The 22,701-nt window shown below is 57.2% G+C and carries 21 protein-coding genes and 3 tRNA genes; 19 read left to right on the top strand and 5 right to left on the bottom strand.

Annotated elements, in window-relative coordinates; genetic code table 11:
* Positions 1-189 precede the first annotated feature (189 nt).
* The 5 genes from ACLM7Z_RS02335 (at position 190) to ACLM7Z_RS02315 (ending at position 2,784) form a co-directional block, all read left to right on the top strand.
* Positions 190-327: a hypothetical protein gene (locus ACLM7Z_RS02335; protein ID WP_165761190.1), complete on the top strand. Its 138-nt coding sequence runs from the start codon at positions 190-192 to the stop codon at positions 325-327.
* Between the two features lie 44 nt (positions 328-371).
* The gene (locus ACLM7Z_RS02330; protein WP_273350481.1) at positions 372-497 is read left to right on the top strand and encodes a hypothetical protein; all 126 of its coding nucleotides are present in this window, start codon (positions 372-374) and stop codon (positions 495-497) included.
* 400 nt (positions 498-897) lie between these two features.
* The gene (locus tag ACLM7Z_RS02325) at positions 898-1,899 is read left to right on the top strand and encodes a lysostaphin resistance A-like protein (protein ID WP_435645543.1); all 1,002 of its coding nucleotides are present in this window, start codon (positions 898-900) and stop codon (positions 1,897-1,899) included.
* Between the two features lie 4 nt (positions 1,900-1,903).
* Positions 1,904-2,431, top strand: coding sequence for a tRNA adenosine(34) deaminase TadA (gene tadA / locus ACLM7Z_RS02320; protein ID WP_087022384.1), 528 nt, complete (start codon positions 1,904-1,906; stop codon positions 2,429-2,431).
* Positions 2,428-2,784 (top strand): DUF6054 family protein, encoded by a 357-nt coding sequence (locus ACLM7Z_RS02315; RefSeq protein ID WP_435645542.1) that lies wholly within the window; start codon positions 2,428-2,430, stop codon positions 2,782-2,784. The genes tadA and ACLM7Z_RS02315 overlap by 4 nt, the downstream gene beginning before the upstream one ends.
* 91 nt (positions 2,785-2,875) lie before the next feature.
* On the opposite strand, the gene ACLM7Z_RS02310 is transcribed toward ACLM7Z_RS02315, so the two are convergent.
* The 4 genes from ACLM7Z_RS02310 to ACLM7Z_RS02295 form a co-directional block, all read right to left on the bottom strand.
* On the bottom strand, positions 2,876-3,178 hold the full coding sequence (locus ACLM7Z_RS02310) for a hypothetical protein (RefSeq protein WP_087022391.1): 303 nt from the start codon (positions 3,176-3,178) through the stop codon (positions 2,876-2,878).
* Between the two features lie 72 nt (positions 3,179-3,250).
* Positions 3,251-3,484 (bottom strand): preprotein translocase subunit SecG, encoded by a 234-nt coding sequence (gene secG, locus ACLM7Z_RS02305; protein WP_087022408.1) that lies wholly within the window; start codon positions 3,482-3,484, stop codon positions 3,251-3,253.
* 153 nt (positions 3,485-3,637) lie between these two features.
* Positions 3,638-4,165, bottom strand: coding sequence for a hypothetical protein (locus ACLM7Z_RS02300; protein ID WP_087022393.1), 528 nt, complete (start codon positions 4,163-4,165; stop codon positions 3,638-3,640).
* A gap of 10 nt (positions 4,166-4,175) precedes the next feature.
* Entirely contained in the window at positions 4,176-5,075 is a 900-nt protein-coding gene (locus ACLM7Z_RS02295; protein WP_087022396.1) for a nucleotidyltransferase family protein, read from the bottom strand.
* A gap of 224 nt (positions 5,076-5,299) precedes the next feature.
* Between ACLM7Z_RS02295 and ACLM7Z_RS02290 the strand changes: the two genes are divergently transcribed.
* Positions 5,300-6,526: an LCP family protein gene (locus ACLM7Z_RS02290; protein ID WP_165761192.1), complete on the top strand. Its 1,227-nt coding sequence runs from the start codon at positions 5,300-5,302 to the stop codon at positions 6,524-6,526.
* Between the two features lie 73 nt (positions 6,527-6,599).
* Here ACLM7Z_RS02290 and rnr read toward each other — a convergent pair whose 3' ends face one another.
* Positions 6,600-8,750, bottom strand: a complete 2,151-nt coding sequence (gene rnr / locus ACLM7Z_RS02285) for a ribonuclease R (protein ID WP_087022402.1) — start codon at positions 8,748-8,750, stop codon at positions 6,600-6,602.
* A 1,119-nt stretch (positions 8,751-9,869) separates the two neighbouring features.
* Between rnr and ACLM7Z_RS02280 the strand changes: the two genes are divergently transcribed.
* The 13 genes from ACLM7Z_RS02280 (at position 9,870) to ACLM7Z_RS02220 (ending at position 22,602) form a co-directional block, all read left to right on the top strand.
* On the top strand, positions 9,870-10,775 hold the full coding sequence (locus ACLM7Z_RS02280) for an asparaginase (protein WP_087022405.1): 906 nt from the start codon (positions 9,870-9,872) through the stop codon (positions 10,773-10,775).
* Between the two features lie 214 nt (positions 10,776-10,989).
* On the top strand, positions 10,990-12,069 hold the full coding sequence (locus ACLM7Z_RS02275; protein WP_435645541.1) for a D-alanine--D-alanine ligase family protein: 1,080 nt from the start codon (positions 10,990-10,992) through the stop codon (positions 12,067-12,069).
* Complete coding sequence (murI, locus tag ACLM7Z_RS02270) at positions 12,062-12,880, top strand: glutamate racemase (RefSeq protein ID WP_087022608.1); 819 nt, start codon at positions 12,062-12,064, stop codon at positions 12,878-12,880. Before ACLM7Z_RS02275 ends, murI begins: the two co-directional genes overlap by 8 nt.
* A 6-nt stretch (positions 12,881-12,886) precedes the next feature.
* Positions 12,887-13,348: a DUF1934 domain-containing protein gene (locus ACLM7Z_RS02265; RefSeq protein ID WP_087022606.1), complete on the top strand. Its 462-nt coding sequence runs from the start codon at positions 12,887-12,889 to the stop codon at positions 13,346-13,348.
* Between the two features lie 90 nt (positions 13,349-13,438).
* Positions 13,439-15,127, top strand: a complete 1,689-nt coding sequence (gene argS, locus ACLM7Z_RS02260) for an arginine--tRNA ligase (RefSeq protein ID WP_087022604.1) — start codon at positions 13,439-13,441, stop codon at positions 15,125-15,127.
* 76 nt (positions 15,128-15,203) lie between these two features.
* Entirely contained in the window at positions 15,204-16,196 is a 993-nt protein-coding gene (locus ACLM7Z_RS02255; protein WP_087022601.1) for a hypothetical protein, read from the top strand.
* Between the two features lie 76 nt (positions 16,197-16,272).
* Entirely contained in the window at positions 16,273-17,238 is a 966-nt protein-coding gene (gene prmA / locus ACLM7Z_RS02250; RefSeq protein WP_273350484.1) for a 50S ribosomal protein L11 methyltransferase, read from the top strand.
* 27 nt (positions 17,239-17,265) lie between these two features.
* Entirely contained in the window at positions 17,266-18,333 is a 1,068-nt protein-coding gene (locus ACLM7Z_RS02245) for a transglutaminase domain-containing protein (protein WP_435645540.1), read from the top strand.
* A gap of 150 nt (positions 18,334-18,483) precedes the next feature.
* Positions 18,484-18,560 (top strand) — tRNA-Met (locus tag ACLM7Z_RS02240).
* A 4-nt stretch (positions 18,561-18,564) separates the two neighbouring features.
* Positions 18,565-18,639 (top strand) — tRNA-Glu (locus ACLM7Z_RS02235).
* 2 nt (positions 18,640-18,641) lie between these two features.
* Positions 18,642-18,717, top strand: a tRNA-Val gene (locus ACLM7Z_RS02230).
* Positions 18,718-18,806: 89 nt separating this feature from the next.
* Positions 18,807-20,129: a replication-associated recombination protein A gene (locus ACLM7Z_RS02225; RefSeq protein ID WP_087022592.1), complete on the top strand. Its 1,323-nt coding sequence runs from the start codon at positions 18,807-18,809 to the stop codon at positions 20,127-20,129.
* 154 nt (positions 20,130-20,283) lie between these two features.
* Positions 20,284-22,602, top strand: coding sequence for a SpoIIE family protein phosphatase (locus ACLM7Z_RS02220; protein WP_165761195.1), 2,319 nt, complete (start codon positions 20,284-20,286; stop codon positions 22,600-22,602).
* The last annotated feature ends 99 nt before the right edge of the window (positions 22,603-22,701 follow it).

The following is a 22,701-nucleotide window of genomic DNA, read 5'->3' as shown; positions in this document are numbered from 1 at the left end:
TGACATCTGAGGTGAAACTGCCCTGTGGTTTGACAAAATGAGCAAGAGCGCAATTCTCGGTATGAGAATGCTGACTGATGGATACGTATCGCGTCAGGAATTCGATGATATGATTCACGAACATCGCGCTCAGTACAAGATCTGATCTTATTCACACACAAGTGATTGATAACAAAGGAACGATGACGTATGAAGTTTTTTGATAACGTTGACAAAACAATGATGCTCAGCGTGATGCTCGGCACAAGAATGATGAATGGTGAATATGTATCGCGTCAGGAATTCGGCGATATGGTTCGCGCACATCGCACACAGAATCACATTTGATTCCATTCACACCCAACTGATTGACAACGAAGGAGCAATGACGTATGAAGTTTTTTGATAACGTTGACAGAACGATGATGCTTGGCATGCGTATGATGTACGGCGGAAGCGTTACCCGCGCTGAGTTCAACGATATGATGAACGAGCGCCGCGCACACAGCGAGCACTGATTGCATTTGCCGGTCATCCATCCGGCAGACAAACCGCCTGTAAGACGTATAAAGACCCGGAAGAAGGGAATGCTATGAAACGAACTGCAATGACCCGAATCCGATTCGCAGACCGGCACATTCCTGTGACCATTCGTTCTCAGGAATTCCCCGGAGCAAAAGGTCTGTAATCGTCCGAGAGGAGGACTGCCTGTATGAAGGGCAGAGGATTTTTCAGCGAACTTGTCCGTGCAAGAATGCTGGGACTGGAGTGGGACCGGGTAGAAAGCCGGATCCGCCTTGAACGGAACGCACGGAAAAAATCAGATAAGTGACCGCAAACACAAATGGACGAAGCGGCGTTCCCAACCCCGGACAGGGGCGGCGGAACGCCGCTTTTGTGATATATTCGGGAAAAACCATGACAGAATACGCTTCCTGTGGTATGATGGTAGAAATGCAGGAAACGGAGGCGGCGAATATCAGCTGGAAAAAGGAAGAAATACGGCAGGTGCGCCGCAGTGCGGACCTCATCGGCATCGTGGAAATTGCCAGCATATTGATCAATTTGCTGCTGTATCCGATTGTCCGGCTGCTGCCGGTGTTGGAAGAGGGCAGTCTGGGCGCAGAGGTGTATGACCTGCTGCTGTACCTGATTGTATTTGCCATTCCGGTGACTGTGGCAGCGCGGTGGACCGGTATGGATGTGGATGATCTCATGGGACGTGGGAGACCGTCCCCGACAGTCTACCTGATGACCATCGGGCTGACGCTTGGCTGGTCGTATACGGCGAGTTGGCTGGCTGGCGGCATGGAAGTGCTGCTGAATGGATTTGGACTCACTGAAGCGCAGGATGTTTTTGTCATGCCCGCAGGCGGTGCGGCGATGGCGGTGCGGTTTCTCTCGGTCGCCATCATCCCGCCCATTGTGGAGGAGCTGTGTTATCGCGGCTTTTATCTGAGTACAGCGGTGCGTTCGATGGGCACCTGGGGTGCCATTGTACTGACATCATTTGCGTTTTGGCTGGCTCATTACAGCGTGGAAATCCTGCCGCTGGCATTCGGCTTCGGTCTCATCGGGGGTTATATTCGGCGGCGCTATGGCTCGCTGCTGCCGTCCATGTGCGGGCATTTTGCGGTGAACAGCATTTATCTGCTTGTCAATGCCGGCTGGGAGATCGGAACGCGCGCCGGCACGGGAATTTCGCTTGTGGTTTCACTGGCCGAAATTTTGTTTGGCGCAATCGGTGTGACGCTGTTTGTACGCGAAGGATGCCTGAAGGAGATCTGGGACGGCACATTTGGGCACCGTTCGGCGCTGACACCGCGTGAACAGGCACGGGCTGTGCTGACCAGCCTGCCTGCGCTGCTGGTGCTGCTGACAGCGGTTTATTTTATGGCAAAAAATCTGGAGGCACTGTGACAGCATGACAGAACAGGAAAAATATATGAAGGCAGCACTCCGGCTGGCGAAAAAATCCGCAGAAGAGGGCGAGGTGCCGGTCGGCTGCGTCGTTGTCTGTGACGGAAAGATTGTCGGGCGCGGGCGCAACCGCCGGGAAACCAAAAAAACCGCGCTGTCCCATGCGGAAATCGAAGCCATTGGCAAGGCATGCAAAAAGCTGGGTGGCTGGCGGCTGCACCGCTGTGACCTGTATGTGACGCTGGAACCATGCCCGATGTGTGCGGGTGCAATCATCAATGCGCGCATCAAAACGGTCTATTACGGCGCAGATGACCCGAAGGCGGGTTCGTGCGGCAGTCTCATCAATCTGTTTGATGTGGCTTACAACCACAAGCCGGATATTGTGCGCGGACTGATGAAGGATGAATGCGCGGGTGTACTGACGGACTTTTTCCGCGCGCTGCGCAAAAAACGCAAGGAAGAGCGCAGACTGCTGCGCGAGCAGAGTGGAGACGCGCTGCAAAATCCGGAGACGGAAGAGGTGAAATGATGAGCAGTGTCAGCATCAGACTACGCGGCAGCCATGCGGCTGGGATTGAGGCATTGGCCAATGCGTTGAAGGAGGAAATCAATGCCGAGCTGATTGCGGAAAGCTGGAGAAGCCTGCATGATGTGCGTGTGGTTTTGCTTTCATTTGAGCGGTATTTTTTTCGCAACGGAAGCTATGCGAGCCTTACGGTGTTGCTGACAGAGAGCCAAGACATGCAGACTGCGGATATTGTCGGCTCCGGCGGAGGGGAAGGCCTGTTCAATATCAGCTGGGGAGCCAATTCGGATTTCGCTGAGATGGCCGCAGAGTTGCTGCGCAAATATGGCTTTTGTGAAGAAAGTCAGTGGCCGTGACGGAGAAAATCTGTCCATCGGCGCGCACAGAATAAACCGCAATAAAAAAAGTCATGACCGGTCAGATCATGACTTTTTTTGTCTGTATGGATTACTGCATGACTGCGCCGCAGACGATTGCGCCCACCAGGCAGACGACCGACAGAACGGAAAACAGCAGCTGATGGTGGAATTTCCGATCAGCCTTTTGCTTTGCCGCCGCGACATCGACAGCGTGTTTTTCGCCGTGGTTGAACAGCTGCATGGCGCGTCCGTCGCGCTTGGCAATAGAATCATCGGACAGCTTGTCTGATTCGACGGCGAGCTGGTTCCAGTCGTGCGTCAGGCGGAAATACATGCCGATGGCGCCGAATACCAGAAATCCGATGAGGAACAGAATCATGAGAGTTTTCATTGCAATACCTCCGGTTTGGCACAAAAGACAAAGCGGATGGAAGGCATTCCATCCGCTTTCTGCCGCTGTTCCTCAGCCCAGCAGGACGAGGAACAGCGAATCAACTACAAATACAATTGCGAAAATCTTGGTCAGGTTCGCCAGAACCGCTTCAATACCGGTTGCCTTGTTGGAGCCAAAGAAGGTCTCCTGTCCGCCGCCGATTGCACCGGACATACCCTGACTCGGCGCCTTCTGCAACAGAATCGTGACGATCAGGAACAGGCAGGCAATAACCTGAATAATAGATAAAACAGTAACGACCATGAAAGAATCAACCTCCGAAAAAATGAAAACAGCGGCGTATTTCACGCCGAAATTCCCGATAAAATCAAACAGTGAGATTATCATAGCATACGCCGGACAGATTTTCAAGGGAGGATTGTCCATCCGGGACATACTTTTTGGAAAACAGGCGGATTATTTTACCTTTCCAACGGTCAGCTTCACACGGTTGGCGAGTGCACGCCCATGCGCATTGACCCAGCAAGTGCCGTCGGACAGGTCGACCACGCACAACCGACCGCTGCACCAGCCATAGCCGTCCTCCGGACGCTTGCGTTTTTCCTCGTGCTTGTATTTTTTGATGGCTTTCTGTGTCGCGCGGTCAGGTGCGCCGGCAGTCAGCACCACCATGCTCAGCATGGAAAATCCATGGGAAGGTTCCGACCACGGCACATATCGCGCTGCCATGTCGTCGAGCACCGCACAGTAGTCGCGCACAGTGGTCTCGTCCAGTGCTTCGCACACATCGAAATAGCAGAATTCATAGGAACGCACCGACTTGCCGTTTTTTAGAATCAGCGTGGAAGTGTCTTCGCAGACATACGACCCGAACAGCGGAAACCGGCGCGCACCGAATTCCGCGTTGGAGATCAGATGAAAATCGCGATTCATATCCGCCTGAAAGGCATCGAGATATGCTGCGGCGCGGGTATAGAGATCCATTGACCCTTCCTCACTCTGCCGGGTACAATCCGGCCTCGGTCATGCGGCGCAGCGCTTCGACGACGACCGGCTTGTCCTCCTGATAGGTGACGCCGTACCATTGTGCGGCAGTCTGTAAAACCTGTGCGGTCGCGCGTCCTGCCTGAATTAGGCTGTCAACCGCAAACGGGAGATAATATTCTCCCTTCATCGGGTTGTTCGGCAGCTCATTCTGTATAAAGGTCTTCAGGCCGGCATCCAGTTCGTCGAGGAACGACGGGGTAAAGCCCCACATGTTCATGGAAACCAGCGTGCCCTCTGCGATTTCACCCGCCTCAGGGTCGGAAATGACGCCGTCCGCGCCGCGGGAGATGGCAGTGCGTTCGACGATGTCGGTCAGATATCCGTTTTCATCCGCCTCACAGATGCCGCGCGATACCGTGCCGTTTTCGGTCAGCGTGTTTTCAACGCGGTAGCCGACCATACAGTACCGGTATTTGTCGTCGTCCTTTGCGTCCTTTAAGTAGTCATACATGCACTGGAATGCCTCTGCACCGTAGAAATCGTCCGCGTTGATGACGGCGAACGGCTCATTTACCACACCGCGGATGCAGTATACCGCGTGGCCGGTGCCCAGCGGCTTGATGCGGCCTTCCGGCATGGTGCAGCCCTCCGGCAGCTTGTCCGGGCTTTGGAATACATAGTCTACCTGCATGAGTGCTTCGGCGGCGTTGCCGATGCGCTCGCGGAAGGCATCCAGCAGTTCTTCCTTTATGATAAACACAACGCGGCGGAAGCCGGCCTTCCAGGCGTCATAAATAGAATAATTCATAATGATCTGACCGTTCGGGCCGACCGGATCGATCTGCTTGAGACCGCCGTAACGGGAGCCCATGCCAGCAGCCATAACGACGAGTACCGGATTTGCCATGGTAAATGTCCTCCTTGCATGCCTGTGCAGCAGGCATTTTTTCTGCGTCTATTATACGGGATTTTCGGCATTATTACAATAGTTGTCGGTTGTCGTTTACAAAAATGCGTCAAAATTGTGAAATTTTCTCGAAAATCGCCGTGTGCCGGTTGCATCCGGGCGCACAGGCGTGTATGATTAAACTATATTATGATTTCCCGGAGCGGAAGAAAGGGAGTTCACCTGTGAACCGCGATTCAAATAACAGCAGAAAAAACGGAAAAAATAAATATTATGACCAGTATGGCCAGCCGGTGGATGAGTATGGCAGACCGGTTGACCGCCATGGCATCCCATATGCCGAATATGACAAAGATGGAAATCCGCCGCGAAAGGGTGCGTCCGCACAGCGGAAGCAAACCCGTCCGCAGGCAAAACAGACCGATGGAACCTCGGGCAGGCGGGTGTCGCCAAATGCAAACTCCCAGAAGCCGGGGGCACAGAAGAAAAAAAAGCGCCGCCTGCCGGTTGTCCGTATCATTCTCATCGCACTCGTCGCCGTACTTGCGCTGGTGGTGTGGGACATCAACCACCTGTTGAACCAATACACCTATGACGACACCAATGAGAGCAGCCTGTCGGCCAATACAGAGGACGGCATTATGACGCTTGCGCTGTTCGGCGTGGACACGCGCGAAAACTGCGACAGCGGCACACGTGCCGATGCCATTATGATTATGAGCGTCGACCCGGCGCGCAGCTCTGTCAAGCTGGTGTCGCTCATGCGCGACAGCTATGTCGAGGTTCCGGAACACGGCAAGACCAAGCTCTGCCATGCCTACGGCTATGAGGACGGCGGGCCGCAGCTGATGCTCGAGACGCTGAACAATGCGTTTGATATGAACATCACCGAGTATATGACGGTCGATTTTGCACAGATGGCGTCGATTATCGACGCAGTCGGCGGTGTTACCGTCACGCTGACCGAAGATGAGCTGGCGGAGACAAATAAATTTATCGATGAATACTGCTGGGAAAATAATATGCCAACCCAACGCATTGAAGCCGCCGGCGAGCAGGAGCTCAACGGCATTCAGGCGATGACCTATGGCCGCATCCGAAAGGGCAATACCGGCGGCGACTGGCAGCGCACCGAGCGCCAGTCCGTCGTGCTCAATCAGGTATTCTCCAAGGCAACGGGCAACCCGATTACACTGCTCAAATTCCTGCACGGACTGATGCCGAATATCACCTCGTCCATGAGTAAGGCGGACTTCTGGTATATGGGTCTGCGCACGATTGTGCACGGAATGCCGTCGATGGGTCATATCCGCCTGCCGCTCGAAGGCGAATGGCAATATGGCACGACAAGTGACGGCATGTCGGTCATCCAGTTTAATGACAATGTGCTGGCGCACCACCTGCACGACTATATCTTCAATGATATCACTCCACAGGCCATTGAAGACTGAACAAATATAAAAAGATGCATCGCGGAATCCAGTTCTGCGGTGCATCTTTTTCGTGTAGGAACAGTTCGGCGGATCAGCCGACCGTGCCTTCATCCGGCGTGAAGATGAAATCAATCAAGCCGGTGGTGGCAGAGGCGTTGACAAGGGTGACGTTGACCGGCATGCCGAGATGGTAATTTTGCCCGGTGTGCTTGCCGAACAGCGTGATGCGCTCGGGATTGAACTCGAACCAGTCATTTTTCATCGTATCCAGCCGCACCATGCCTTCAATCATGTTGTCCAGCTGGACATATACGCCGAAGTTGGTGATGTTGGAAATATATCCGTCAAACGTATGGCCGATATACTGTGAGATATAATCCGCCATATACAGCTTTTCGATCTCGCGCTCGGCAGCGTCGGCGGCAAGCTCGCGCTCGGTCGATTGCAGTGCCGCCTGTTCGCACAGGGCAGTCAGTTCGCGGCTGCCCTGATCGCCCGCAAGCATGCGGGTCAGCATGCGGTGCACGACGAGGTCGGGATAGCGCCGGATCGGTGAGGTGAAATGCAGATAATATTTGGCTGCCAGACCGTAATGTCCGAGGCATTCGGGCGAATACCGCGCGCGGGCAAGCGAGCGCAGCAGCATGGTCGGCAGCGCCTGCTGCTCCGGATTGCCTGCGGTCTGGTCAAGGATGCGCTGGAGCTGATGGGTATCTGTCAGATCCTTTTCGCGCAGACGGTAGCCGAACAGGCGCGCCTGTGTCGCAAAGGCGCGCAGCTTATCCAGATCGGGATCTTCGTGCACGCGGTAGACGGCAGGCATCTGATGGCGGAACAGCGCTTCTGCGACCGCTTCGTTTGCGATCAACATAAATTCTTCAATCAGGCGCTCGGCATCGCCGCGGCCGCGCTTTTCCACACCGGTCGGGTCGCCGTTGCGGTCACACAGGATGACCGGCTCCGGGATGTTCAGCTCGAGCGCGCCGCGCTGCATGCGGCGATCGTGCAGGGTTTTGGCAAGTGCATTCATCTCGTCGAGCACCGGTGCGATATCCTGCCGCAAATTGCGCTCCTTCCAGTCGCCCGCGAGCATGCGGTTGACCTGTGCATAGGTCAGGCGTGCATAGGAGCAGATGACCGAACGATGGAAATCGGCAGAATAGCGCGTGCCGTCCTTGCCGAGCTCGATAAATGCGGAAAATGCAAGGCGGTTGACGCCGGGATTGAGCGAACAAATGCCGTTGGACAGCGGCAGCGGCAGCATCGGGATGACCTGATCGGCATAATAGACCGAGGTGCCGCGCTTGAATGCTTCCTTATCCAGCGGGGAATCCGGCGTGACATAATATGATACATCCGCGATGTGCACGCCGAGGCGGTAATGTCCATTGGGCAGTGTTTCGAGGGAGACGGCATCGTCAAAATCCTTTGCGGTATCGCCATCGATGGTGAACAGCTTCTGACTGCGCAGATCGAGTCTGCCGACCCAGTCCTTTTCCTGCACGAACAGGGGGATGTGTTCCGCCTGTTCCATCGCGTCCTGTGGGAACGGCGCGGAGATATCGTGCTCATACAGGATGGCGGCGGCAGCGGCATCGCGCGTCAGGCCGGAGCCGAATACGCGCGTGACAACGCCCTGCGGCAGGAATTTCTCGTTGCCGCGGAACAGCACCTTGACGGCGACGCGGTCGCCCGGATGAGCGTCTCCAATGTGTTTTTTGCTGATGACGATTTCCGGCAGCTTGCCGCTGTCGTCGCGGAACATCGTCATTTTGCCACGCATGACGATGCAGCCGGTGACGTCATCGCGTGTCTGCGACAGAATGCGCAGCACTTCTCCCTCGCAGCGGTTCGGCTTGTCGCTCTGTCCACCGCGGTGTGCATCCTGCCGGACGCGGACGAGCACGCGGTCGCCGTGCCAGGCATCTTTGCCGCGGTGCGGCGGGATGAAAATGTCTTCTCCCTTGCCCGATTCCGGGCGGACAAACGCGTAGCCGCGCCCGGTCGCACAGTAGGTGCCTGCAAGGCAGCCGAACGCTTCCGGCCTGCCGTAACGGTTGCTGCGCGCGCGCATCAGGCTGCCTTCGTCGACGAGCTCGGCGAGCACACGCACGAGGTCACTGTGTTTCGGGTGTGCGCCGCGCCCGTCCAGCGCGCGGATGATATCATCCTGCGTGCAGACGCCCTGAGCGGCTTCTATAATCAATTGCTTCAGTACTGTATCTTTGCATTCAGCGGTCATTGCCGTCACGCCTCCGTTCCTCGAAAAGCTCTCTTTCCTGTTATTATACCAGATTTACCGCGGAAAGCATACCGTATGTGCAGAAAAAACGGGAAGCGGCACTGATTTGCGCGCAAAAAAACGGCTCCGTAATCACGAAGCCGTAGCCAACACTTTGCATTTGAATTCTATGCAATAAATTTAAGAATGATTTGGAATAACAGGATCGCAGCAGATATATCATACCGTTTTGATTCAGCTGCCGTTTGGCTGATCTGCACGTTCGCACGATTCGGAGAGGAAACACAACTCCCGATGCGGAACAAAAAGAGGAAAACCAGATCGCTGATCGATGGTTTATCATATCCCTCCACTACAGATTCGGAACTGTTCGGTGCCATACAGGTTCGGTTGTTTTGACGATACGGAGGCACATCCGGTAGCATGTTGCTGATGAGCGATAGCTCAGTGCCCGGTTATCTGTCGTTCAAGCGAAATGTAATTCAGGTATCCGGAAGGGGGTTCTCCTGCTCGGAAACCGGAACGATCAATCCGACCCACCTCGATGCGTTTTGCCGGGGATTGGGGATACGTGCTACATCGGAATGTCTGTCATGATCCACCATCGGTCTTGCCGTCAGGCACCCAACGGGATAAAAGCTGAACACCGGATTTTGGAGGACGCAACCGGAAAAACCGGAGCGTGAATCTGTCAATGGCTACGAATTGGAAGTGTACCCGGAGGCTGTTCGGATCGGTTATCCGGCCAGTCTGCTGCGAGTCCTGCCGTTCCAATGCTGTTCATCTACCATCGGACTCACCCGCTTTCGATAGACTTCTACTTTCAAAAGGAGCCATCAGAATGTCTGATATGTCTTGGCTCTCTTTTAATGTGAATATATATTACCACAACGGAGTGTTTTTGTCAATAACATTTTTGAAAAATGTAACGATTTTTTTGAAAAATACGGCGGGAAGAAAGAAAAAATTGTTAAATTCGTAACTTTTGTTGCTTTTTAGGGCATTGTGTGCTATACTAAAAATATTAGGGGATATACAGAATTATACAAATAGTAAATTTGATAAAATATATTTCGAGTTGTATTATTTCGCAGCCGAGGGAAAGGCGGGAAACGTGCAATGAAACACATTCTGCTGCTGTCCACCGGGGGCACCATTTCGTGCCGCGCGGGCGCGGACGGCCTTGCACCGCAGGCGGACGGGACACAGCTGCTGGGCGAGGTGCGCGTGCCGGAGGGCGTGCGCGTCGAGGTGCGCGACCTGATGTGCGTGGACTCCACCGATGTCACGGATACGCAGCGCCTTGCGATGGCGCGTGCCCTGTGGGAAAACCGCAAAACGTATGACGGCTTTGTACTGACACATGGAACGGATACCATGGCGTACACTGCCGCTTTTTTATGCCGCGTGCTGCCGGGCTTTGACCGGCCTGTGATCCTGACGGGATCACAGCTGCCAATGGAAGAGGATGGCTCGGATGCGCCGGAAAATCTGTCTGACGCGCTCGTCTGCGCTGCATCGGACTACCGCGGCGCGGCGGTGTGCTTTGCCGGAAAACTGCGGCGCGGCACGTGTGTGACCAAGGCGGATACGCAGGCGTTTGACGCCTTTTCCGGCGGGAATACGGGCTGTCCGCCGGACGGCGTGATCGACGACGGGGTGCTCACTCTTCTGGATATGCCGCAGCCGGAGGCACCTGCGCTGCGCCTGCCTGTGCCGGTGCGCGCGGCTGTGCTGCCCGTGACGCCGCTGCTGGATGCGGAAACGGTGCTCACCTGCTGCGGGCGCGATGTGCTGCTGCTGTACGGCTATGGTGTGGGCGGCGTGCCGGAAGCACTCGCGGACGCGGTCGCGCAGGTCGTCCGCTCGGGCACGCGTGTCTATCTCGGGACGCAGTGCGCCTGCGGGCCTGCGGACTGCTCGGTTTATGCGGTCGGACGGCGCATGCAGGCGCTCGGTGTGCGCTGTCTCGGCGCGCAGACGGTGGAGGACGCCATCGCGTGCATTCAGTGCGGGCTTTTGTAGCCAGTCGGCGGGATGTGCGCGGGGATATCGGCAAATTGTGAAAAACAACTGAGCGAATCGCCAAAAATTTGTTCTCTTTTTGTCTCGCATATGAGGCAGGTTTGCCGTATAATAGAAGATATATAAGTATCGGGCGATGCAGCAGGCAGTTGCCTTATCTGCCCGCCCGGGACATGGCACGACCATCCCTGAAAATAGCGAGGTATCTTATTTTATGGATAAAATGAATCTGGTTGTCGTGTTCGGCGGCGTTTCCTCCGAGCACGACATCTCCTGCATCTCAGCGGCCTCCATTCTGCGCAATGCGGATGCAGATAAATATGAGATTTATCCGGTCGGCATCACAAAATCCGGCAGCTGGAAGCTGTTCGAGTCGACGGATTATGACAGCGTGGAAAACGGAAGCTGGGAGACAAGCGAACAGGCTGTCCCGGCGATGCTGTCGCCCGACCGCGGGACGCACGGCCTGCTTGTGCTGCGCGAGAGCGGTACGGAGGTCATCCATGCGGACTGCGTCTTCCCGGTGCTGCACGGCATCGGCGGCGAGGACGGTACGTTGCAGGGTCTGCTTGAGCTGGCGCATATCCCGTATGTCGGCCCGGGTGTTGCGGCTTCCGCGTGCAGCATGGACAAGAGCCTGACCAAGATCATCGTCGAGCAGGAAGGCGTGCGCCAGGCGGCCTTTTATCTGGCGCGCCGCAGCGCATTTCGCGCGGACGCCGAGGCGGTCTGCGCCGAGGCAGAGCAGAAGCTGGGCGCTTATCCGGTCTTTGTCAAGCCGTGCAGTGAGGGCTCGTCCGTCGGTGTCTCTAAGGCGACCGACCGCGCATCCTTGAAAAAGGGTCTGGAGGAAGCCTTTCGCTATGACGCGAAGGTACTGGTCGAGGAATTCATCGACGGCCATGAGATTGAGGTCGCTGTGTTGGGCAACGACGCGCCGACCGCATCCGTTGCAGGCGAAATCGCGCCGAGCCAGGAGTTTTACACCTTCGAGGCAAAATATGTCGACGGTACATCCGGCCTGTACATCCCGGCGCACATCAGCGACAGCGCCATGGCAAATGTCCGCGAAGCGGCTGTCCGCGTCTATACGGCGCTCGGCTGCAAGGTACTGTCCCGCGTCGATTTCTTCTGTACCTATGCCGATGATGAAATCGTGTTCAACGAGATCAACACGCTGCCGGGCTTCACGAGCATCAGCATGTATCCGAAGCTACAGGAGCACATGGGTCTGAGCTATTCCGCACTCATCGACGCGCTGGTTTCGCTGGCAATGGAGCGGTACGATGGATAACAGGGCGATTGGCGTTTTTGATTCCGGACTCGGCGGCCTGACCGCCGTGCGGCAGCTGCACCGCATCATGCCGGACGAGCATATCATCTATTTTGGCGACACGGGGCGTGTACCCTATGGCACGCGCAGCCGCCAGACCATCATCAATTACACCAGACAGGACACCGCATTTTTGTGCAGCCACGACATCAAGGCGATTGTTGTCGCCTGCGGCACGGTCAGCTCGGTTGCGCTGGGAACGGTCAAGACGGAAAACACCATCCCGATGGTCGGTGTTGTCAAGCCCTCCTGTTATACGGCGATGAAGCTGACAAAGAGCAACCGCGTCGGCATCATCGGCACGAAGGGCACGATCCACAGTGGCTCGTATGAGGCGATGCTGCACACGCTTGACCCGTCGGTGCACACCATCGCGCGTGCCTGCCCGCTGTTTGTCCCGCTGGTGGAAAACGGACGGTTTTCGCCGGACGATCCGGTCGTACAGCTCGTGGTAGAGGAGTATCTGGCAGAGATCCGCGACTTCGGTGTGGACACGCTTATTATGGGCTGTACGCATTATCCGCTGCTGCGCGCGGCGATCCGCGCGTATCTCGGCGACGAGGTTGCACTCATTGATCCGGGCGCGGAGGCGGCTGATTATGTGCGCACCTTCCTGGAGCCCGCAGAGCCGGGCAACGGGCGCACGGAATATTTTGTCTCGGACGACCCGGACAGCTTTGATACCTATGCGGAAATGTTCCTCGGGGAACCGGCCGGCGTACATGCCAACCTGGTGGAGGACATCGCATCCTACGGAAAGGAAAGAGGGTGACCGCCAATGGAGCAGGAAACACCACTGAAGAAGGACGTTATCATCACCATTGCGAGCAGTCAGGATTTTGAGGGCTGCGAGCCCGACCATATCAACCTGATTACAGCAGGGCGGCTGTACCGCCGCGGCGGCAAATATTTTGTCTCGTATGAAGAGAGTGAACTGACCGGTATGGAGGGCACACGCACCACACTCAAGCTGGAGGATCAGCAGGTGACGATGACGCGCACAGGAACACATCCGACACAGATGCTGTTCGCCAAGAACAAGCGGCATGTCGGGCTGTACCAGACCGACGTCGGTTCGATGGCGATTTCCACCCATACCTCCCATCTGGTCAATACGATCGGGGAAAACGGCGGCAGCCTTGCCATCGACTATACCGTGGAAATCGATTCCACGCTTGCGGGCACGCATCGGTTTGAGATGGCGGTCACGCCGTCGAACGACGCACCGCATCTGTCATAAATACGGAACCATGCGGGCGGAAGTTTTTCCGCCCGTTTCGGGCGCTTATACAGCGCCATACGAATGAGGAAAAAAGAAAGGCTAGATAACATGAATTTAATCGAACAGGCGAAGAAGCAGGCGGCAGAGGCAGTCCTAGGCGCATACCACGCTGCGGTTGCCGCAGGAGAGCTGCCGGAGGGCGATGTACCGGCGGTTGCCGTTGAAATCCCGAAGGACACGAAAAACGGCGACTATGCTTCGTCGTTTGCGATGCAGTGCGCACGTGCGCTTCACATGGCGCCGCGCAAGATTGCCGAGGCGCTGGTGGCGCATATTGCGCTGGACGGCACGTATTTTGAGGAAATCTCCATCGCCGGCCCCGGCTTCCTGAATTTCCGTCTGGGCAAAAAATGGTATGCCGATGCGGTTCAGCTGGTATCGGACATGGGTGCGGATTACGGACGCATCAAGGCGGAGCATCCGGAAAAGATCATGGTTGAATTTGTCTCCGCAAATCCGACCGGCCCGATGCATATGGGCAACGCGCGCGGCGGCGTGCTGGGCGACTGCCTGTCCGAGGTGCTCGACTGGGCGGGACACGATGTCACCCGTGAGTTTTATATCAACGATGCGGGCAACCAGGTTGATAAGTTCGCACACTCGGTCGAGGGCCGCTATATCCAGCAGCTGAAGGGCGAGGACGCGATTGTATTTGACGAGAGCTGGTATCAGGGTGCGGACATCCGCGAGCTGGCAGCTGATCTGGTCAAGATCCACGGTGACAAGCTGCTCGACATGGACGGCGAGGAGCGCCGCAAAATCATCGTCGAATACGGCCTGCCGACCAACATCGCGCGCATGCAGCGCGATCTGGAGCGCTATAAAATTCACTATGATGTGTGGTTCCGTGAGAGCGGCCTGCATGACTCCGGCTTCGTCAAGGAGACTGTTGATATGCTGACCGCAAAGGGCGCGACCTACGAAAAGGAGGGCGCGCTGTGGCTGCGCTCGACCGACTTCGGTTGCGACAAGGATGACGTCCTGCGCCGCGCAAACGGCTTCTACACCTACTTTGCGGCAGATATCGCGTATCACCGCAACAAGTTCGAGGTGCGCGGCTTTGACCGTGTCATCAATATCTGGGGCGCCGACCACCATGGCCACGTGCTGCGCCTCAAGAGCGCGCTGGACGCGCTCGGTCTGGACGGCTCGAACCGCCTGGAAATCGTGCTCATGCAGCTGGTCCGCATGATGCAGGGCGGCGAGGTTGTCCGCATGTCCAAGCGCACCGGCAAGTCGCTGACACTGTCCGATCTGCTGGACGAGATTCCGGTCGATGCAGCGCGTTATTTCTTCAATTCGCGCGCGGCAGAAACGCAGATGGAATTTGATCTCGACCTTGCGGTCAAGCAGGACAGCGAGAACCCGCTGTATTACTGCCAGTATGCGCATGCGCGTATTTGCAGCCTGCTGCGCAAGATGGAGGAGGAAGGCATCCGCGTGCCGGAGAGCGCCGATCTGACCGTCCTGGGCGAGGCAGAAGAGCTGGCACTGGTCAAGCAGATCAGCCTGCTGCCGGAGGAAATCAGCATGGCAGCGGCAGAGCGCGACCCGTCTCGCCTGAACAAGTATGCAGTTGCACTGTGTGCACAGTTCCACCGTTTCTACAATGCGTGCCGCATCAAGGAGGCGGAGGATGCCGTGCGCGATGCACGCCTTGTCCTGTGCTGCGCGGCGCGTCAGACCATCTATAATGTACTGACCATTATCGGTGTGGAAGCACCCGAACATATGTAAGATTGAACAGCCTGTCGAAGGCGGAAGGAGAGCTATGGAACCCGTTCCTTTATGCAGAGGGGAAGTTATTTTGACAATGGAACGGCCGCAGCAGATGATGTCGGTGGACTGGAAAAGCTGCCGGGCATCTGCGGTCGTCGTGCCGGACGCGATGAGCATTGAAACGGCAAAGAGCTGTGTCGGAGACCGGCTGGTCGGCATGCTGGTCAATGCGGACGGCTGGAATGCAGAGGAGGACATCGGCGCAAAATGGCCGTCGGAACGCCTGATCGGGCGGTTCCGCAACATTGCACGCCGCGCGATGCATGAAGAGGCAGACTTTGTCTACATCCGCATGCGGCAAAACCTGCACGTCCTGCGCGCCGCCGTGCTGGCGGCGACGGAGCTGGATGGGCTGGGTGTTTTCGTAGAAATGCCGGTGGATGAGGACGGACGCACAGTGGACGGTTCGTCTGCGATGGCGGTCATGGGTATTTTACAGCGCATAGGCGTTGCGGGCATTATCCTGACCGGTGAGCCGGAGGACCTCGACGACACGATTGAGGAGCTGGCGCCGCACGCGAGCATTGCGCTCGGTGTTTCGGTTGAGCCGGGCGAGCTGGGCGGCATGCGTGAGCTGGAGAGCGTGGAATTTTACCACACGACGGAACCGGATGATGCGCGCCGCCTGCTGAAGCTGGCACCGCCGAGCAGCAGCAAAAATGAGCCGGATGCAGACGACGATTACATCCTTGCACCGGTTGGCATGCATGCGCATTTTGTGGATGTCACCATTGATATTTCCGATCCGATTGATCTGGAGGATCATTTTGGCGAGACACTGCTCGAGCTGGAAGACCAGTGGTCGGGCGCACTCAAGCTGGAGATCAACACGCCGGAGGATGTGCACCTTCTTGCGGAAGGGCAGTATATGATTAACCGCCCGGTCTGTCTTGCGGCGGAAAATCCCGACCTGCTGGAGGAGGCACTGTGCGTGTTTGACGGCATAGCACTATATGACGGGACATGGGAGCTGGACGAAGATACAATTGATTATTTCCGCCGCCATTATGGCATGGTGGCGTTGTAATCGCGATAGAAGGAAAAGCGCAGGCGGGGGAGGGCTTGTCTCCTGTCTGCGCTCTTTTTTGCAAAGGAGGACGTTTGTGAACAACTGGACAGAAGTGACCATCTGGACATCGACCACAGGCATCGATGCCGTAACCGGTATGCTGATGGATCTCGGCATTGATGGCTTTGTCATTGAGGATGCGCAGGATTTTGCGGATTTTTTACAGGACACGGAGATATACTGGGATTATGTGGACGAGAGTTTGGCGAAGGAGAAGAAGGACACGGAGACCAACGTGAAAATCTATGTCGAGGACAGCCCGGCGGGAGCGGAGCTGCTCGCGCAGGTCAATGCGGGTTTGGCAGGGCTGCGCGCACGCGATGAGGCACATGCCTTTGGCCGTTGTGTGACCGAGCTGGCATCCATTCGGCAGGAGGACTGGGAAAACAACTGGAAGCAGTATTTTAAGCCGTTCCGCGTCGGTCAGACGTTCCTCATCAAGCCGTCATGGGAGACCTGTGAACCGGAGGAGGGCCGCCGCATTCTGGAAATCGACCCGTCGTCCAGCTTTGGCACGGGCACGCACAACACCACCCAGCTGTGCATCTGTGAGCTGGAGCGGCTGGTGCGTCCGGGCGACCGCCTGCTCGACATGGGCTGCGGCAGCGGTATTTTGTCTGTCGCGGCACATATGCTGGGCGCGTCGGACATCGCGGCAGTGGATATCGACCCCAATGCGGTCAAAATCGCGGCGGAAAATGCGGAGAAAAACGGATTTTCGCTGCGCACCCATGTCGGCGATGTCATCGGTGACGCGGCGCTGTCCGAGGAAATCGGCGGCAGCTATGACATCATTGTGGCGAACATCGTCGCGGACGTCATCATGGGCATGCGGTATATTTTAAAGGACAAGCTGAAGCCGGAAGGCACGCTGATTGTATCCGGCATTATCGCGCCGCGCGCTGACGAGGTACAGCAATCGCTGCTGGATGCGGGCTTTGTGCTCGACCGTCGCGACCAGTCGGGCGACTGGGTGGCGATGACGCTGCATCAGGCGTAAGCGGGTCAACAGAAGAAAGGGGCGGCAATGAAGGCGATAGACAAAAAGATTATACTGGTTGTCCTGATTGTCGCGGCCTTTTTGGGTATGTGGAAGCTCAAGGCGCCGGAACAGGAGGATGTTTCCCTGGCGAAGACAAGCGTGGAAGCAGCGGACGAGCTGGCGGCGGCCTATGCCGACGGGCGCGATACGCTGCTGTTCCATAGCCAGGACATCCAGGAAAAACAGGTGTACCATTTGCTTCAGGCGCAGAATCCGTATCTGTCCACGCTGTCCACAGCGGTGTATGAAAACGGCAGCCTGTCGCTGACCTATGAAATCGAGAAAAAGGACGAACAGGATGCGGGGCTGGCAGCCGCGCGCGCCGCAGGTGCGGAGGCTGCCGCCGGAGAAAAGAGCATTACAGGCAAGCTCAAAGCGATTCACGATGCGCTCATTCGCAGCTGCGTCTATGCGGAAGATGACAGCGACCGCGTGCAGATGGCAGCGGGTGTGGCGGAGGATGGGCGTGCCGTGTGCGCGGGCTATGCGCGCGCGTTTCAGGCGATGTGCGACGGTGCAGGTATCGATGTATATTATGTCGAAGATGACGACATGACACATGCCTGGAACGCTGTCCGCCTGTACGGGGAGACCTATTTTATCGACTGTACCTATGATGACCCGGTGCCCGACCAGGGGCAGCGCGTCGGCCGGGAGTATTTTATGTTGACAGCAGACGAAATGCGTGCGGAACGCAGCTGGGATGAAGCGCTGTATGAGCAATTCCTTGACAGCCGCTATCCGGAGGATTTTGCATACATTCAGCGCATGCAGGATCTCATGCTGGCAGACCCTGCGCTGCGCGCGGCGGATACCGACAGCCCTGCGGAACAGGAGGAGCTGGATGCGCTGAATGAGAAGCTGGGCACGACGCTGGCCAAATCGGTCACGAGCGAGGATGAGGACGGGAATGTCATCACGATGACGCGCGGGGAGCTGTATCGTCGCGGCTATGAAGCGCTCTGGGACGAAGTCGACGGCCGCCGCCGCATTGAAGGTCTGATCGACGCGTATGTGGTTCCGCCGTTTCCGGCACGGAAGATGGGGTTTTGAGCCGCAATTCGTGCAAAAAGATGATACGGAAAAAAACAAAAAAGTTTTTTGAAAAAAGTGTTGACATTTGGCGCTTTAGAAGATATAATAATCATCGTCATCTGACGAGGGACGAAAAACGGAAGCCTCGTGAGAGGGCGGCGATGATATGGCGGTATAGCTTAGTTGGCTAGAGCGTCCGGTTCATACCCGGAAGGTCATTGGTTCAAGTCCAATTACCGCTACCATTTTGGCCCGTTGGTCAAGCGGTTAAGACACCGCCCTTTCACGGCGGTAACACGAGTTCGATTCTCGTACGGGTCACCAATGGAAGTTTAGCTCAGCTGGGAGAGCATCTGCCTTACAAGCAGAGGGTCACAGGTTCGAGCCCTGTAACTTCCACCAGAAAAAAGCTGTGGGTTTTCCACAGCTTTTTTGTTTTTCATGCAGCTGTTTTTCCACAGCCGGGATTTCAGAGAACGGAGGAGAGTGCCATGGAGCAGCAGACGTTATTCGGCGGGGACGATTTGCAGCCGCTGGCGGCGCGTCTGCGCCCGCGCACGCTGGAGGAATTTGTTGGGCAGACACATTTGCTCGGCGAAGGCAAGGTGCTGCGCCGCCTGATTGAAAGCGACCGCATTTCCTCTATGATTTTCTGGGGACCGCCGGGTGTGGGCAAAACGACGCTCGCGCGCATTATCGCACAGCGCACGCGCGCCGCATTCATTGACTTTTCCGCCGTGACCAGCGGAATCAAAGAGATTCGGCAGGTTATGCAGCGTGCGGAGGACAACCGCCGTTTTGGTGACCGCACGATTGTTTTTGTGGACGAGATTCACCGCTTCAATAAGGCGCAGCAGGATGCCTTTCTGCCGTTTGTGGAGAAGGGCAGCATTGTGCTCATCGGTGCGACGACGGAAAATCCATCGTTTGAGGTCAACGGTGCACTGTTGTCCCGCTGCAAGGTATTTGTCTTGCAGGCATTGACGGCAGAAGACCTGATGTCACTGCTGTCGCGTGCGCTGCGCGACCCGCGCGGTTTCGGCGGGCAGAAGATTGCCATTTCCACCGATATGCTGGAGCTGATTGCAAATTTTGCGAATGGAGATGCGCGCAGCGCGCTGTCCACGCTGGAGATGGTCGTGCTCAACGGCGATACGGACGGCGATACAGTCACGGTGACAGAGGACACGTTGGCGCAGTGCCTGTCCAAAAAGTCGCTGTTGTATGACAAAAAGGGCGAGGAGCATTACAATTTGATTTCTGCTCTGCACAAGTCCATGCGCAATTCCGACCCGGACGCGGCGGTGTACTGGCTGGCACGCATGCTGGAGGCGGGCGAAGATCCGCTGTATGTCGCGCGGCGTGTGATTCGGTTTGCCAGCGAAGACATCGGCATGGCGGATCCGCGCGCACTGGAAATTGCGGTGGCGGCATATCAGGCGTGCCATTTTATCGGCATGCCGGAGTGCTCGGTCAATCTGACACAGGCCGTGGTATACATGTCCATGGCGCCCAAGTCCAATGCGCTGTATCTGGCGTATGAAACGGCCAAAAGGGATGCGCTGACCCAACTGGCGGAGCCGGTACCGCTGGTCATTCGCAATGCGCCCACGAAGCTGATGAAAGAACTGGAATATGGCAAGGGCTATCAGTATGCCCACAATGCCGCGGACAGGCTGACCGATATGCAGTGCCTGCCGGATTCGCTGTTGGGCCGGGAATATTACCGCCCGACGGAGCAGGGCGTGGAGGCGAAATACAAGGCACGGCTGCAGCAGATCAAGGCGTGGAAAGACGAACACGGCAGGAAATAACAGGGGGATGGGATTCCGTCAAAACGCACAGCAGGCGTTTTGGCGGAATTCTTTTTTACGTCAGGAAATCCCCTTTTCTGCCCTTACGGTTTCGGCAAATTTTTTATCTGCGGTTCTCTATACTATAGGTATGGAACAGGAGGCGCAGAGATATATGTTGGAAAAGCGGAACATACAGCGGCAGAAAACGGCGGGAGGTGCGCGTGCGCGCCGAGCCGGACTGCCCTTTCTATATTTTGCGGCGGCAGGTGTACTGTCGTGTGCGGAGGCGGCAGGCGTCGGCTCGCCCTTTGGTGTGGCATTTGCAGCGGCGGCCTGCCGCACGGGGAACGGCTTTGCTGCCGTGCTCGGTACATTTGCAGGATATCTGCTGTCACATCCTGGCGCGGAGGGCGTGCAGTATGCGGGTGCAGCGCTCATTGTGCTGACAGCGGCGACGGTGTTTTCCGGCGTCGGCGTGGCGGCGAGCCGATGGTTTTTCCCGGCGTGTGCGGCGGGCGCGGTGGGTGTGACCGGCTGTATCTTCCTCATCGGTGAGGCATGGGACTGGCAGGCGGTTGTTCTGTTTGCCTGCCGCATTGCACTGGCGGCAGGAGCGGCGTATTTTTACGAGGCGGCACTGGACACCGTGCGCGGGCGGCCGCAGGTTATCCGATTCGGCGGTATGCTGGTCCTTGCGGCAACGGTGCTCATGGCGGCCTATCCGTTTCAGGTGGTCGACCTGATCTGTCCGGCACGCATCGCGGCGCTGCTGTCCGTCATGGCGGTCGGCTATATGGGCGGCTTTTCGTATGGTGCGGCGTGCGGCGTCGGCATCGGCATTGCGATGGACGCGGCTGGCGGCGCAGGGCTGTATTACGCGGGAATTTATGCGATTGCCGGCATGATTGCGGGCTTTTTTCAGCGCTCCGGGCGTGTGGTGTATGCGATTGTGTTTGTGCTGACCCATGCGGCAGTCAATCTGTTTGGCGGGCAGGAGGCCTATCTGTCCGGCCTGTATGAATGCTTTGTCGCATCGGTCTGCTTTGTGCTTGTGCCTGACCGGACCTGGCGCACCGTGCAGGACAGGCTGCTGCCGCCCAATCCGGAACCGACCGATTATGCAGCACGCGTATGCCGCATTGCCAACCATTATGCATCGGTGGTATCCGATGCCTTTTCCGAGATGTACCAGGCGTTGGCAGGCGGGAGCCGCCACAAGGAGGAAAATGATCTCGGCGCGGTATTTGATCGTGCAGCAGACCGTGTATGCCGCCGGTGCAGCGCGCGGCAGTCGTGCTGGGAACGGGACAAGCTGGCGACACTGCGTACATTGGATTCCATTTCCGGGCCGCTTCTTCGCAGCGGGCATGTCGTGGCGAGCGATTTCCCGGGGCATTTTGCCGCACAGTGCCTGCGGTTTTCCGATTTTGTCGTGGCGGTCAATGAGGGGATGGACGCGCTCTATCAGCGGCGGCAGGCGCAGCGCCGGAATGAAGCCGGGCGCAGGCTGATCGCCCAGCAGTATGCGGGTGTGACCGGGATTCTGAAGCAGGTGGGAGAGAGCATGGGCGCGGGGCCGGAGGCGCTGCCGTCACGGGAGCGCGAGCTGCGCACCTATGCGGAGGCATTTGGCCGTGTACGCACAGCGGCAGCGTGGAAAGACCGGCGTGGACGGTTGCATTTTGAGCTGTCCGGCGAATGTGTGACGCGCATCATACGCAACCGGGAGGGGTTTCTGTCCGGGCTGAGTGCGCTGATGAATGTCCGGTTGGTCGGGCCGGAGAGCGTACACGGGCCGGGCGGACTGAGCCTGCTGTTCCGCGAGCGCGAACCGTATTGCATTACAGTCGGCGTCGGGACGCGCACGCGCGAGGGGCAGAAGGTGTCCGGCGACTGCATCCGCTATTTTACGACAGAGGAGGGCATCGCGTGTGTGCTGTTGTCCGACGGCATGGGTTCGGGGGAACAGGCGCGTGAGGATGCAGAGAGCACGGTTCGCATGGCAGAGCAATTCCTGCGCGCAGGCATTTCCGCAGCGGACAGCGTGCGTACCATCGGGCCTGCGCTCAAGCTGCGCACACAGGGCAGGCAGTTCGTGACGCTGGATGTCAGCACCATCGATCTGTTCACCGGCGCAGCGGATTCGGTCAAGTGCGGCGCGGCACCGAGCTTTGTGCGCGCGGTGGATGGCGACGGCACGGTGCGCGTGCGGCGAATTCTGTCCTCGACATTACCTGCCGGGCTGGAGGAATCCGGCGAGATGGATGTCACACAGTTCCGCATGGGAGACGGCGACGCGCTGCTGCTGCTCAGCGACGGCATTGTCGATGCAGACGGTTCCAATGCCGGCTGGGTGGAGGAGCTGCTTGCTGGCAGCATGCACCTGAGTGCGCGTGAGCTTGCGGCGCGCATCGTGCTCGAGGGTTCCGCGCGCGGGGCACCGGACGACATGAGTGCGGCGGTGGTGTATCTGACCCGCCGGGACAGCTGAATCCGGGCGGTTTACATAGCGGAAGGCATGCCGGGGCGGAGCGTCCGCCTGCGGTATGCCTTCTTTTGTGCTGAAATTTGAATGCAACATGAATAGAAT

Origin of the sequence: Butyricicoccus porcorum (genome assembly GCF_051246315.1) — a bacterium.
GTDB lineage: Bacteria > Bacillota > Clostridia > Oscillospirales > Butyricicoccaceae > Butyricicoccus_A > Butyricicoccus_A porcorum.
Note: the sequence above shows the minus strand (reverse complement) of the source record. Positions and strands in the feature narration are given on the sequence as shown.